The 14,460-nt window shown below is 41.3% G+C and carries 9 protein-coding genes, 1 tRNA gene and 2 rRNA genes (1 of these 12 only partly in view); 2 read left to right on the top strand and 10 right to left on the bottom strand.

The window, feature by feature from the left end; all coding sequences use genetic code 11:
- The first annotated feature begins 223 nt into the window (after window positions 1–223).
- Together tadA and PO903_RS06060 are read left to right on the top strand one after the other, a co-directional pair.
- Entirely contained in the window at window positions 224–712 is a 489-nt protein-coding gene (gene tadA, locus PO903_RS06065) for a tRNA adenosine(34) deaminase TadA (RefSeq protein WP_083243601.1), read from the top strand.
- Between the two features lie 21 nt (window positions 713–733).
- The gene (locus tag PO903_RS06060) at window positions 734–1,330 is read left to right on the top strand and encodes a GNAT family N-acetyltransferase (protein ID WP_273592893.1); all 597 of its coding nucleotides are present in this window, start codon (window positions 734–736) and stop codon (window positions 1,328–1,330) included.
- Between the two features lie 81 nt (window positions 1,331–1,411).
- Here PO903_RS06060 and PO903_RS06055 read toward each other — a convergent pair whose 3' ends face one another.
- The 10 genes from PO903_RS06055 to PO903_RS06010 form a co-directional block, all read right to left on the bottom strand.
- Window positions 1,412–2,503, bottom strand: coding sequence for a hypothetical protein (locus PO903_RS06055; RefSeq protein ID WP_069328937.1), 1,092 nt, complete (start codon window positions 2,501–2,503; stop codon window positions 1,412–1,414).
- Window positions 2,504–2,717: 214 nt separating this feature from the next.
- On the bottom strand, window positions 2,718–3,623 hold the full coding sequence (locus PO903_RS06050) for a YitT family protein (protein ID WP_069328938.1): 906 nt from the start codon (window positions 3,621–3,623) through the stop codon (window positions 2,718–2,720).
- A 272-nt stretch (window positions 3,624–3,895) separates the two neighbouring features.
- Window positions 3,896–3,984: transfer RNA gene (locus PO903_RS06045), tRNA-Ser, on the bottom strand.
- Between the two features lie 88 nt (window positions 3,985–4,072).
- Window positions 4,073–5,356, bottom strand: a complete 1,284-nt coding sequence (gene serS, locus PO903_RS06040) for a serine--tRNA ligase (protein ID WP_069328939.1) — start codon at window positions 5,354–5,356, stop codon at window positions 4,073–4,075.
- Between the two features lie 206 nt (window positions 5,357–5,562).
- Entirely contained in the window at window positions 5,563–6,144 is a 582-nt protein-coding gene (pdxT, locus tag PO903_RS06035; protein WP_069328940.1) for a pyridoxal 5'-phosphate synthase glutaminase subunit PdxT, read from the bottom strand.
- Window positions 6,145–6,159: 15 nt separating this feature from the next.
- Window positions 6,160–7,041 (bottom strand): pyridoxal 5'-phosphate synthase lyase subunit PdxS, encoded by an 882-nt coding sequence (pdxS, locus tag PO903_RS06030; RefSeq protein WP_069328941.1) that lies wholly within the window; start codon window positions 7,039–7,041, stop codon window positions 6,160–6,162.
- Between the two features lie 217 nt (window positions 7,042–7,258).
- Window positions 7,259–8,626, bottom strand: a complete 1,368-nt coding sequence (locus PO903_RS06025; RefSeq protein WP_137225825.1) for a D-alanyl-D-alanine carboxypeptidase family protein — start codon at window positions 8,624–8,626, stop codon at window positions 7,259–7,261.
- 547 nt (window positions 8,627–9,173) lie between these two features.
- Window positions 9,174–10,631 (bottom strand): IMP dehydrogenase, encoded by a 1,458-nt coding sequence (guaB, locus tag PO903_RS06020; protein WP_273592892.1) that lies wholly within the window; start codon window positions 10,629–10,631, stop codon window positions 9,174–9,176.
- Window positions 10,632–11,405: 774 nt separating this feature from the next.
- Window positions 11,406–11,522, bottom strand: a 5S ribosomal RNA gene (rrf, locus tag PO903_RS06015).
- Window positions 11,523–11,585: 63 nt separating this feature from the next.
- Window positions 11,586–14,460 (bottom strand): 23S ribosomal RNA (locus tag PO903_RS06010); it runs 48 nt beyond the window's last position.

The following is a 14,460-nucleotide window of genomic DNA, read 5'->3' as shown; positions in this document are numbered from 1 at the left end:
GTTTACCATAGATGGATTGAAAATAAATTGCAGTTTGCCTAAAATAGTAGATACGACTTATTTTTGATCGTTTTAAAATAGTTATCCACAACTTTTTGAGCTAAAACGTTATCATTTTCGTTTTTTAAGAGTTATCCACAGTTCTATCCACAACGTGTTAACAACGAATATCTGTTCGATGTACAAGTAAAGAAAGTATCCACAGTGAAAGGTTGGGTTTATTATTTCTCAAGAAGTACATGAGTACTGGATGCGAGAAGCTATAGCCGAAGCTCGCAAAGCGGAACAGCTCGGTGAAGTACCGATTGGAGCTATTGTTGTTAAAGACAATATGATCGTAGGTCGAGGTTATAATTTACGAGAAACTTCATTCGATGCTACTGCTCATGCTGAAATTATAGCGATCAGACAAGCCAGTGAATCGTTAGGTGCATGGAGGCTACTTGATTGTACTCTTTATGTCACTTTAGAACCTTGCCCTATGTGTGCAGGCGCTATCGTGCAGAGTCGTGTCCCTACTGTTGTCTATGGAACTGTCGATCCCAAAGCTGGCTGTGCCGGCACATTAATGAATTTACTTCAAGAACCAAGATTTAATCATCGTACAGAGATCATCACAGATATTTTACAACCTGAATGTGCTCTGCTATTAACAGACTTCTTCAAGCAGTTACGTTTGCGACTCAAAAAGCCTAAACCTTTACAATCATAATTCTGCCTAAGGAGGGATGATATGTCGCTACAATTATCGAATAGCACAATTGGTATTTATATTCGTCTGCTCAAACCAGAGGATGCTTTGGCTCTTCTGCAATTACGAGTGAACAGTCGTGAAGCGAATCAGACTTTTGAACCAAGATATCCCAAAGAGTTTTTTACACTTCCTAGCCAATTGGACTTGATCTACCGCAGACAACAAGAAGCCTGGGAAGACAAAGCTTACTTATTTGGTTTATTTGCACAAGTCGATCATCAATTGCTTGGTACGTTATCGTTAACGCATTTAGTACGTGGTGTTGGTCAATTTGCAGATATCGGTTATTCTATGGATCATCACTTTCAAGGTAAAGGGTATATGACTGGGGGTGTACAATTGCTTTTAGAGTACGCTTTTCGCTCTCTAGGGCTTCATCGGGTACAAGCAGGTATTTTGCCTCATAATATTGCTTCAAGGCGCGTACTGGAGAAATGTGGCTTCCAAGCTGAAGGAATTGCGCGTAAGTTGGTTAAAATTAACGATCAGTGGGAAGATCATCAGATGTTTTCGATTTTAAAAGAAGAATTTTCCCCTCAATCTAGCGACTCCACCGCAGATATAACTCACTTTTAAATGCTATTACTTCTCATACCCATTCATGTTGCACATAAAAAAAGCTCACTGCTTAAGCAGTGAGCTTTTTGTTACAACTAATTAATAACCACCGTACATAGAACCTACTTGTTTTTGGAATTCATCCATTGTAACTACATCTGCATCTGCTGGAATACCGATAGCAAATGTTTGTTTTTCATTGATTTTGGAATACTGACTGCTACCATCTAAAGACAATTTAACATTTTGTTTAGTATCAGGGTCAGAGAATACAGCATCCATCACCATTTGTTGGTATACAGGGAAATCATCTTTGTTGATTGCTGTATTGATATGGAATTGGTTTAGAGTTAAATATTTATCCAATTCATTTACAGACTTGCTGAAGCTATTTTGAGAATCTTCAGATTGAAGTTCTTTTTTCATATCATCAATGTCTGTTTGTTTGATATTCAAAGCACTACGGTATTCTTCTTTAGACACAACATCCAATACTGCTGGCAATGCTTGTTTTACGAAGATCGTTACTGCTTCTTTTGCATTTTCATTCGTTACTGCGAATTGAACGACTTGTTTAGCGTCTACACCTTCAGGAAGAGCAGCATCTTTCGTATCTACATCTTTGAAGTATTTAGCTTGATCATATTTGTCTAGAACAGCAGTAGACAAATCTTGAGTTAATTGTTGTGTAGTCGCTGGGCTTAAAGGTTTGTATTCTTGACCTTCTTTAGCAGCCAATTCTTTTAGATCCACTTTCAAGAATTTACCTACCAATGTATCAGGCAATGCTAACATTGGGATTTGTGGAATCTTCACATATAGAACTTCTTGAGTCATAACCATAGGCACTGTAAATGTCATTGCCATATCGCCACTCAATTTCAATTCCATAGTCAATTCTGTTTGCATTGGGTCACCTTGGTATACCCCTGTTACATTAAATTCTGCATTTTTAAGTAAGCTTGCAATTTGTGCACTTTGAGCATCACTTGTCGCTTTTCCATCAGCAGAAGTAAACGATAATTCATTTACTTTCAATTTGGTTGCGATAGCGTAAGATGTCATTTTAGCTGCGTTGGTTGTTGCTGCCTTTACCGCTTCTTTCGGTTCAGCTTTCTTTGTACAACCTACAAGTGCCACTGTAAGTATCATGAGCATAACTAAAAGCCCAAGTGTCATTCTTTTTTTCATTTTGTTACCCCTCTCTTTTTGTACAACGATGAAGTATTTACTCCATTTTTCAAAGCACGACAGGTATCAAGCCAGCATACATAATAACCCATTTCAGCTAATTTTGAAAGGTACAAACTCAAAAATGGTTATTATTACTTACTTTTCACTTATACCCTAACAGATAACCTTTTACCAACATACCATACATTTTGGAAAATGAAGTTACACTTTGTTAATGGATATCCTTTTTCTTGAATCTTCCACCTTTAACATCATGGATATTTCCTACTGCCATAAAAGCGGTCTCATCAAAATGATTCACGATTTCTTTTAACTTCGCTTCTTCTAGACGAGTGATAACACAGAAAATAACTTTCTTCTCTTCTCCAGAAAATCCACCTTCACCGGATAAGTATGTGACTGTTCTTCCAAGCCGATGAATAATAGCATCTCCGATATCTTGAATACGATCACTAATAATCCATACCGACTTGGATTGATCCAGGCCATCGATCGTAATATCGATCACTTTGGTGGCAATATAATAAGCAATAATCGAATACATCGCCCGATCCCATCCAAATACAAAGCCTGCTCCACACAGAATAAATACATTAATGATCATAACAATCTCGCCTACAGAGAAAATAGAACGCCGTGACAGTAAGATCGCTATAATTTCTGTGCCATCCAGTGATCCACCAGAACGCAACACTAGACCTGTACCTAACCCTAGAAACATACCTCCAAATACAAATGCAAGAACCGTTTCTTTAACAAATGCTTCTACAGGGTGCAATAAGAATGTACCGATCGACATTACTGTTATGCCCAGTAGTGTAGACAAAGCAAATGTTTTCCCTATTTGCTTATATCCAATAATCAAAAATGGAATATTAATCACAAATAAGAATAAACCTAATTGCCACTTGGTGATATAAGACAAAATAATAGATATACCTGTAATACCACCATCGGTAATATTGTTAGGTACCAGAAAAAGTTCCAATGCCACTGCTACAATCATGGCACCCAGTACAATCAGCAACGTACGTAGGATTGTACTTTTTAAAGACCTTCTTCCATGCTTAATCGGTACAAACGTTGATAAATCGGGAGGTTGATTACTATCTACCATGGTATGTCCTCCTATTCTTATGTACGTAGAGATATAGAGTTTGGTAACACATTTTTCTGCAAGCCATACGGCGGTTTAAAGTAATAACATCCTATACGATCAAAAGATCATAATAAATATGCATATTATTCACTATTTATTATGACATAAAATAGTGGGTTGTCCTACATAAATCAAATACATACTTCTAAAATTGCTTATCCTTTTTCTTACTCTATAAATGAACAACAAAAAAGCCGCTCCTATAAAGGAACGACTTGGATTTAAATATATGGCGGAGAGGGTGGGATTCGAACCCACGTGGAGTTGCCCCCTAACGGTTTTCAAGACCGCCCCGTTATGACCGCTTCGGTACCTCTCCAGAAAAGCTTTATCAATCTTGCACAACATAAATATCATATCATGGATTTTAAGATTTGACAAGCTTTTTATCAAAAAAGATTTAAAAATTATTTTTTGCTTGTAATAACCTCTGCTCCACGCATATATGGACGTAATACTTCAGGGATAATTACACTGCCATCTTCTTGCTGATAATTTTCTAGAATCGCTGCAACCGTACGACCTACAGCCAATCCTGATCCATTTAACGTATGCAAAAATTCTGGCTTACTCTTAGTATCTTGGCGGAAACGGATATTTGCACGACGCGCTTGGAAATCCTCTACATTCGAGCAGGAAGAGATTTCACGGTACATGTTACTCTCAGGCAACCATACTTCCAAATCATACGTTTTAGCCGCTGTGAAGCCCATATCACCCGTACATAGAGCAAGTACACGGTAAGGCAGACCTAATAACTGTAATACACGCTCTGCATTAGCAGTCATTTTTTCTAATTCATCATAAGATGTCTCAGGTTGTACGATTTTAATCATTTCAACTTTGTTAAATTGATGTTGACGAATCAATCCACGAGTATCACGACCAGAAGCACCTGCTTCAGAACGGAAACAAGAGCTATACGCAACATAATGTTTTGGTAATTGATCTACTGGCAAAATCTCTTCACGATGATAATTCGTCACCGGTACTTCTGCTGTAGGGATCAAATAGTATTCTGTATCATTTAATTTAAATAAATCTTCTTCAAACTTAGGCAGTTGTCCTGTACCTACAAGACTATCTTTATTTACGATATAAGGAGGTAAGATCTCTTCATAACCATGCTCACTGCTATGCAGATCCATCATAAAGTTAATCAATGCACGTTCTAATCTAGCTCCAAATCCTTTATAAAAAGCAAAACGTGAACCTGTTACTTTAGCAGCAGCTTCAAAATCGATAATATCTAGATCTTGTGCTACATCCCAATGCGCTTTCGGTGTAAAAGCAAATTCACGCGGATCGCCATGACGACGAATCTCCACATTATCCTCTTCAGAAGCACCTACAGGTACACTGCTATGAGGAATATTAGGAATAGATAGCATCATCATATCGATTTGCGCTTCCAACTGGCGAATTTCTTCATCTAATCCTTTAATTCGATCAGATACTTCACGCATTTCAAGAATCAATTCTTCCGCATCTTCTTTATTCTTTTTACGTTTAGCCACATCACCAGATACTACATTACGGCGATTTTTAAGTAATTCTGTTTCTTGCAATAATTCACGACGCTTAGAATCAAGTGCAGGGAATTCTGCGATCAAATCTAATGATTTGCCACGGCTTTGTAGTGCTTGTTCTACGCGTGCATAGTCATTACGTAATATCTTTACGTCTAACATCTATAAACCCTCCTAATGAAAATAACCTTAACTCCTGGTTCTCTTTTCCGCCGTCAAGCTTCATTCTTTTACAAAAAGAGTGAATGCTTTATACCGGGCAAGTGAGAACTTGCCGCCATCTGCATTAGAAGGTATTTCTAATCACAGAAGCTGCCAAGAGTTAAGGTGTAATGTATTTTAACGCTTTGGATCATTACAGCATTTAATTATTGATTAGCGATATGTTCCTGCACCATGTCTGCGAAATACTGATGCAGTCGATAATCATCGGTTAATTCGGGATGAAAAGAACAAGCTAACAAATGACCTTGTCTAGCTGTTACAATCTCATCTTGATACGTAGACAGTACTTGCACCTGTTCTCCAACTTCTTGGATAAGCGGCGCACGGATAAACACAGCTCGAATAGGTTCATCAATCCCAACCACATCAAGATCTGTTTCAAAGCTTTCCCGCTGTCTCCCAAAAGCATTACGAGAAACCGTCATATCCATCAAAGAAAGATGCGGTTGATCCTGCCCAGCAATTCGTTCTGATAATACAATCAGACCTGCACAAGTTCCAAACAATGGTTTCCCTTGTTCCGAAAATTGCTGAATCGCTTCGATAAACCCATACTTCCGCATCAGCTTACCGATTGTTGTACTTTCACCACCAGGGATAACCAATCCGTCTATCTCTTCAAGTTGCTCAGTACGTTTGATGCTGATCGCTTCTGCGCCAGCTAACTGAAGACTTCTCAGATGCTCTGCAACAGCGCCTTGTAATGCCAATACACCAATCTTCATGGTCTACCTTCTTTCTTACCAGCCGCGATCCTGCATACGTTCTGAAGGAGCTAATTTAGAGATTTCAATACCTTTCATAGGAGCACCCAAGTTTTTGGATACTTCAGCAATCAATTTATAATCATCATAATGTGTAGTTGCTTCAACAATAGCACGTGCAAATTTCTCAGGGCTATCTGATTTGAAAATACCTGAACCTACAAAGACTCCGTCTGCTCCCAAATACATCATTAACGCTGCATCTGATGGAGTTGCAATGCCGCCTGCTGCAAAGTTAACGACTGGAAGGCTACCTGCTTCATGTACACCTACCAATAGATCGTAAGAAACACCAAGGTTTTTAGCTTCAGCATACAATTCATCTTTAGACATATTCGTTACTTTACGAATTTGGCTATTGATAAAGCGCATATGACGAACAGCTTCTACAATATTACCTGTTCCTGGCTCACCTTTAGTACGAATCATAGATGCACCTTCACCAATACGACGAAGAGCTTCTCCCAAATCTTTAGCACCGCAGACAAAAGGAACTGTAAATTCATGTTTATCAATATGGAAAACTTCATCCGCTGGAGTCAAAACTTCACTCTCATCCAGATAATCTACGCCTAGTGATTCTAATACTTTAGCTTCTACATAATGACCGATACGAGACTTAGCCATTACTGGAATGGATACAACTTTCATAACTTCTTCTACGATTGTTGGATCAGCCATACGAGCTACGCCACCAGCGGCGCGAATATCAGAAGGCACACGTTCAAGAGCCATAACTGCTGTAGCACCAGCAGCTTCTGCAATTTTAGCTTGCTCTGCATTCATGACGTCCATAATGACGCCGCCTTTTTGCATTTCTGCCATACCTCTTTTAACTCTTGATGTACCGGTTTCCATGTTCATGCCCCCTGAATTCGATATATAACATAAGATTATTCTTCGATTACAAAGACTATTTATACTCCATAAGGAATCATAAATAACTGGATGCTTATTTCTCAAATTCATCGCTAAATTTGAGACAGAATCTAACTCATCATTTTACAGTAGAGCTATTGAATATACAATACATTTGATAGGATCATCCGTATTGTAGTTACGCAACTTTTATCTATTAAAACATATTTTTAGCAGAATCGAATAAATCAACAAACAATTCTCCTATCGCACGGAAAAACAATCGAATCCAACTTCCTTTTTCAACAGGCTCTGCCGCAATCAAATTCACTGTTTCTACTTGATCCTCAGGCATGTTGGAATCTTTATACGTATACGTAATCGTTCCTAATGCTTTGCCTGCTTCGATCGGTGCAGTACGTGCTGCTTCATTAGCAGGAGCTACAGTATACGTTACGTTTTTAGGTGTTGTACCTTTAGGAACAACCACATTAACAGCAGCATCTGTAACAACACCCACTTCTTTAGCCGTTCCTTTCACTACTGGAAGTGATGCTAGTCCAGATACAGCCGCTTTAGCTCCAACGACTTGCTTCACTTCAAAGTTATCAAATCCATAATCAAGGATTTTTTTCGTTTGAATAAAGCGTTCAGGTTCGGATGTCGTACCCATGACTACACTAATCAGACGCATACCATTACGTTCAGCTGTACCTGTAAAGCATTGTCCTGCTGCATTCGTATGACCTGTTTTTAGACCATCTAATCCTTTATAAGCATAAGCTTTAAAGTTAGTAATAGAAGCATTCGATTCTAACATCCAGTTCCAGTTCACAACAGGATCTTTGTCTGTTGGACGGAATTTAAACGATTGAATTTTAGTAACATCGTTAAAGTCAGGATGATCATCGACAATATGTTGAGCTAATAACGCTGTATCCATTGCAGACATAATTGTTTCTTGATCCGAATCCGGTCTTGTCGCAGCAGGCATATCTGCAATGTCTAAACCTGTAGAGTTAGCAAAATGAGCTGTTTTCATCCCAAACTCTTTTGCTTTTTCATTCATAATTTTAACAAAATCTTGCTCTGTTCCACCAATAAATTCTGCTAATGCTACTGAAGCATCATTGGCTGATCCTATAGCCATCGCTTTATACAGATCAAGTACTGTATGCTTATCGCCTTTAGCCAAAAATACGCGTGATCCGATTTGAGCAGCAGCATTTTCAGATACTGTGACAACATCGTCCCATTTAATTTTACCTTGTTTTACATAATCAGATACCAGATACTCTGTCATCATTTTGGACATACTAGCAGGTGGCAAAGCTTCATCTGCATTAATAGATAATAAAATCTTACCTGTAGAAGCTTCCATCAATACTGCGGATTTTACATCCAGCCCAAGTGATTCAGCTGTTGGTAATTTCCCGGTAGCATTTGAAGTCGCTGCTGTAGATTTGCTATCTGTTGTCGTACTCTTCGAATCTGTAGCAGCGGCTGCAGCTAATGTAACTGTAGGAACGACTGCCATACAGAACATGTTTGCCAACATCAGAACTGTAATTCCCTGTTTAACCATTTGACGTTTCGACTTATTCCAAATTCCTTTTTTCAACCCTTTGTTGCGTTTCAATGTGCTGATGCTCCCCTCAAATGTTTAAGCATGTAAATCGTGTTCAAAAGACTCCCGCTACTTCATTACAGTTATACTCCGAATAAGCCTGCTATCACTTACAATGACCAGACTTATAAAGAGTCTATTCCAACCAAGTAGCTTACAGTTATATGAACGATATAATTTAACCTAAATTAAATTCAAACATAGTCATACAATTCAATACATTCATATCATTCTCTACAATTTCTTGTTCCTGGTCATTATGTATTGCCATATAGAGGTTTAGACTACAAATTACCGAATATCGCAATGACTTTCTCATTTTAACATACGGTTAAACGCAAAAAAAGACAAGCTTGTCTTAAAATCACAAGCTTGTCTAAACGTCAATTAAAATGTAAAAGGAGAAGATATCAAATCCTTCTCCTTTTGCTCATTTATAGCTTATTATATCGTAATTTAATCTTAAGATTAGTTACATTTAGCTAAAACACTAAATGGATCTGATTTACATCGAATAGTTAGGTGCTTCTTTGGTAATTTGGATATCATGTGGATGGCTTTCACGCAATCCTGCACCTGTAATACGGATAAATTGTGTATCGTTACGCAATTCATCAAGATTAGCTGTACCACAATAACCCATACCCGAACGAAGACCACCAATCAACTGATGAATCGTTTCAGACAATGGCCCTTTATAAGCGACACGTCCTTCGATACCTTCAGGAACAAGTTTTTTATCGTCATCTTGGAAATAACGATCTTTACTTCCCTGTTTCATCGCAGCCATAGAACCCATACCGCGATATACTTTAAAGCGGCGACCTTGATAGATTTCAGACTCGCCCGGGCTTTCTTCTGTTCCTGCAAATAAACTTCCTAACATAACTGCATCAGCACCAGAAGCCAAAGCTTTAGTGATTTCTCCAGAATACTTGATACCACCATCAGCAATAATAGGGATACCATATTCACGAGCTACTGTTGCACAATCGTAAATAGCTGTAATTTGAGGTACACCAATACCTGCAATAACGCGTGTGGTACAGATCGAACCTGGACCAATTCCTACTTTAACTACAGAAGCTCCTGCTTGAATGAGATCACGAGTCGCTTCACCTGTTGCTACATTACCTGCTACAATTGTAAGTTCAGGGAACATCGAGCGTAGTTTGCGTACAGCATCTAGAATATTAATATGATGGCCATGAGCAGAATCGACGACTAACAAATCAACACCTGCATTTACTAATGCTTCAGCACGTACAAAGGAATCTTGAGATACACCAATAGCTGCACCTACTAATAGACGACCTTGAGCATCTTTCGCTGCATTAGGGAACTGAATTGCTTTTTCGATATCTTTAATCGTAATAAGACCTTTAAGAATATTGTTTTCATCTACTAAAGGTAATTTTTCGATTTTGTGTTGTTGCAATAGTACTTCTGCTTCTTGTAAAGTAGTGCCTACAGGAGCAGTAACCAATTTTTCACTAGTCATAACTTCAGTAATATCAATATTATAGTCATGAATAAAACGTAGATCACGGTTAGTGATAATACCGACTAAAGTATTATTCTCATCTACTATAGGTACACCAGAGATACGGTATTTTGCCATAACTGCTTCTGCATCAGATACTTTTTTATCGGGTGTCAAAGAAAATGGATTAGTGATAACACCACTTTCAGAACGTTTTACACGATCTACTTCTTCTGCTTGTTGTTCGACAGACATGTTTTTGTGAATGATACCGATACCGCCTTCACGAGCCATAGCAATAGCTAGAGCAGCTTCGGTGACTGTATCCATTCCTGCACTAATTAAAGGAATATTCAATTTCACATGCTTACTAAGAACAGTAGCGACACTTACCTCTTTTGGTAAAACTTCAGACTTACGGGGTACCAACAATACATCGTCAAATGTTAGTCCCTCTTTAGCAAATTTTGTTTCCCACACAAGGATGTTCCTCCCTTATTTTTTTTCATTCTATAATAAAAAAACCTTACACAAATAAGGCGTTAAAATAGCTTAGAATTAGTTTCTGCAACAGTTTCTGAAAATATATTATTGCAATCTTAGCAAAGCGTATTACAGACTGTCAAGAATGTTAAAGCATTATCTTGATTTGACTTCTCCTCGCAAACTAATGTCCATCCAATAGAGACACTCAAGCATTTTTTTCCTTATTTATCAACTAAAAGCAATATAAGTATTTTGTGAAAATCTTATTTTATCTGTATATAATCTAAGTTGTATTCGTACTCTCCATATTTAATCGAAAGTAAAAGTTAATAGAACTCAAACACAACCCGTACTAATCATTTGGATATATTTTAAACGCTGTTCAAACCAAGTATAGCTAAAAGATCACTTAGATATTCTTAGAATGTAGTCCATACAATCTATCTTAAGCGGTTTATACCCGAATCTCACACTCTTCTATAAAATTAAATCCTCTACATCTACATATCGATACAGAGAAGAGATTGCCCTAACCCGTTGCCGTTGGAATCCGCGGTTCGATCCCGTCAATCTCCACCACCATATGCCGGTGTAGCTCAGATGGTATATCTCTACCCATCCTCTAAAACCAAAGGGTATAGATGCTATTGGAGTTCTAGTCTGCCTTACCTATCCTTTAAAGTCTATGAAAACAAAATCAATAAACAAAACAAAGCAAAAAAAGAGTGACTCCTGTAAACAGGAATCACTCTTTGGGTCTTGCTCGTTGCTTGGCAACGTCCTACTCTCCCAGGACCCTGCGGTCCAAGTACCATCGGCGCTGGAGGGCTTAACGGTCGTGTTCGGGATGGGTACGTGTGGAACCCCTCCGCCATCATTACCAAACAGTCAGGCTGTGTTGCTCCCTGAAAACTGAATCCGAAAACTGAAACATCGCGTTTGTAGATTTTGGATAAGCCCTCGACCGATTAGTATTGGTCAGCTCCATGCCTTGCGGCACTTCCACCCCCAACCTATCAACCTCGTCGTCTACAAGGGGTCTTACATACTGGGAAATCTCATCTTGAGGGGGGCTTCACGCTTAGATGCTTTCAGCGCTTATCCCTTCCGCACGTAGCTACCCAGCGATGCTCCTGGCGGAACAACTGGTACACCAGCGGTGCGTCCATCCCGGTCCTCTCGTACTAAGGACAGCTCCTCTCAAATTTCCTACGCCCACGACAGATAGGGACCGAACTGTCTCACGACGTTCTGAACCCAGCTCGCGTACCGCTTTAATGGGCGAACAGCCCAACCCTTGGGACCTACTTCAGCCCCAGGATGCGATGAGCCGACATCGAGGTGCCAAACCTCCCCGTCGATGTGGACTCTTGGGGGAGATAAGCCTGTTATCCCCAGGGTAGCTTTTATCCGTTGAGCGATGGCCCTTCCATGCGGTACCACCGGATCACTAAGCCCGACTTTCGTCCCTGCTCGACGTGTCTGTCTCGCAGTCAAGCTCCCTTATGCCTTTACACTCTTCGAATGATTTCCAACCATTCTGAGGGAACCTTAGGGCGCCTCCGTTACACTTTAGGAGGCGACCGCCCCAGTCAAACTGCCCACCTGACACGGTCCCTGTACCGGATCACGGTACGAGGTTAGAACTCAAATGCGATCAGGGTGGTATCCCAACGGCGCCTCAACCGAAGCTTGCGCTCCGGTTTCTACGGCTCCCACCTATCCTGTACAAATCGCACCCCAGTTCAATATCAAGTTGCAGTAAAGCTCCATGGGGTCTTTCCGTCTTGTCGCGGGTAACCTGCATCTTCACAGGTATTAAAATTTCACCGGATCTCTCGTTGAGACAGCGCCCAAATCGTTACGCCATTCGTGCGGGTCAGAATTTACCTGACAAGGAATTTCGCTACCTTAGGACCGTTATAGTTACGGCCGCCGTTTACTGGGGCTTCGGTTCATAGCTTCGCTTGCGCTAACCACTCCCCTTAACCTTCCAGCACCGGGCAGGCGTCAGCCCGTATACTTCGCCTTGCGGCTTCGCACAGACCTGTGTTTTTGCTAAACAGTCGCTTGGGCCTTTTCACTGCGGCCCCCTCGTGCTATTCACACTACCGGGGCACCCCTTCTCCCGAAGTTACGGGGTCATTTTGCCGAGTTCCTTAACGAGAGTTCTTCCGCGCGCCTTAGAATTCTCTTCTCACCCACCTGTGTCGGTTTACGGTACGGGCACCTGCTTCCTGGCTAGAGACTTTTCTTGGCAGTGTGAAATCATGACCTTCGCTACTACAATTTTCGCTCCTCATCACAGCCTGGCCTTAGGGTATGCGGATTTGCCTACATACCAGCCTCACTGCTTGAACGGACATCCATCAGTCCGCGTCACTATCCTCCTGCGTCATCCCATTGCTCATAACGGCTTTCGGTGGTACAGGAATTTCAACCTGTTGTCCGTCGACTACGCCTTTCGGCCTCGCCTTAGGTCCCGACTTACCCTGAGAGGACGAGCCTTCCTCAGGAATCCTTGGGTTTTCGGCGGATCAGATTCTCACTGATCTTTTCGTTACTCATACCGGCATTCTCACTTGAATGAGGTCCAGCGCTCCTTGCGGTACACCTTCAATCTTCATTCAACGCTCCCCTACCCCTGATACAAAGTATCAAGCCATAGCTTCGGTGGTGTGTTTAGCCCCGTTACATTTTCGGCGCAAAGTCACTCGACCAGTGAGCTATTACGCACTCTTTCAATGGTGGCTGCTTCTAAGCCAACATCCTGGTTGTCTGTGCAACTTCACATCCTTTCCCACTTAACACACACTTGGGGACCTTAGCTGATGGTCTGGGCTGTTTCCCTTTCGACAATGGATCTTAGCACTCACTGTCTGACTCCCGGAATAAAGTCTGTGGCATTCGGAGTTTGACTGAACTTGGTAACCCTTGCGGGCCCCGCATCCAATCAGTGCTCTACCTCCACGACTCAACTTCCGAGGCTAGCCCTAAAGCTATTTCGGGGAGAACCAGCTATCTCCAGGTTCGATTGGAATTTCTCCGCTACCCCCACCTCATCCCCGCACTTTTCAACGTGCGTGGGTTCGGGCCTCCAGTACGTGTTACCGTACCTTCACCCTGGACAGGGGTAGATCACCTGGTTTCGGGTCTACGTCCACGTACTCAGTCGCCCTATTCAGACTCGCTTTCGCTGCGGCTCCGGCTTTTCACCTTAACCTTGCACGGGAACGTAACTCGCCGGTTCATTCTACAAAAGGCACGCCATCACCCATTCATAGGGCTCTGACTTTTTGTAAGCACACGGTTTCAGGTTCTATTTCACTCCCCTTCCGGGGTCCTTTTCACCTTTCCCTCACGGTACTGCTTCACTATCGGTCGCTAGGGAGTATTTAGCCTTACCAGATGGTCCTGGCAGATTCATACGGGGTTTCACGTGCCCCGCACTACTCGGGATCCGTCTCGGAGAGAATGAGATTTAAGCTACAGGGCTTTCACCTTGTCTTGCGGGCCTTTCCAGACCTCTTCGCCTACCTCATTCCTTTGTAACTCCAAAGAGACGTCCCACAACCCCAAGAAGCAAGCTTCTTGGTTTGGGCTGTTCCGCGTTCGCTCGCCGCTACTGACGGAATCACTCTTGTTTTCTTTTCCTGAGGGTACTTAGATGTTTCAGTTCCCCTCGTCTGCCTCTGCACACCCTATGTATTCAGGTGTGAGTAACTGGAGATGAATCCAGTTAGGTTTCCCCATTCGGACATCCCCGGATCACAGCTTGCTTACAGCTCCCCGAGGCTTTATCGTTGTTCGCCACGTCCTTCAT

This window comes from Paenibacillus sp. PK4536 (assembly GCF_028594455.2).
Lineage (GTDB): Bacteria > Bacillota > Bacilli > Paenibacillales > Paenibacillaceae > Saccharibacillus > Saccharibacillus nuruki.
This window is presented reverse-complemented; position numbering and strand designations above follow the sequence as displayed.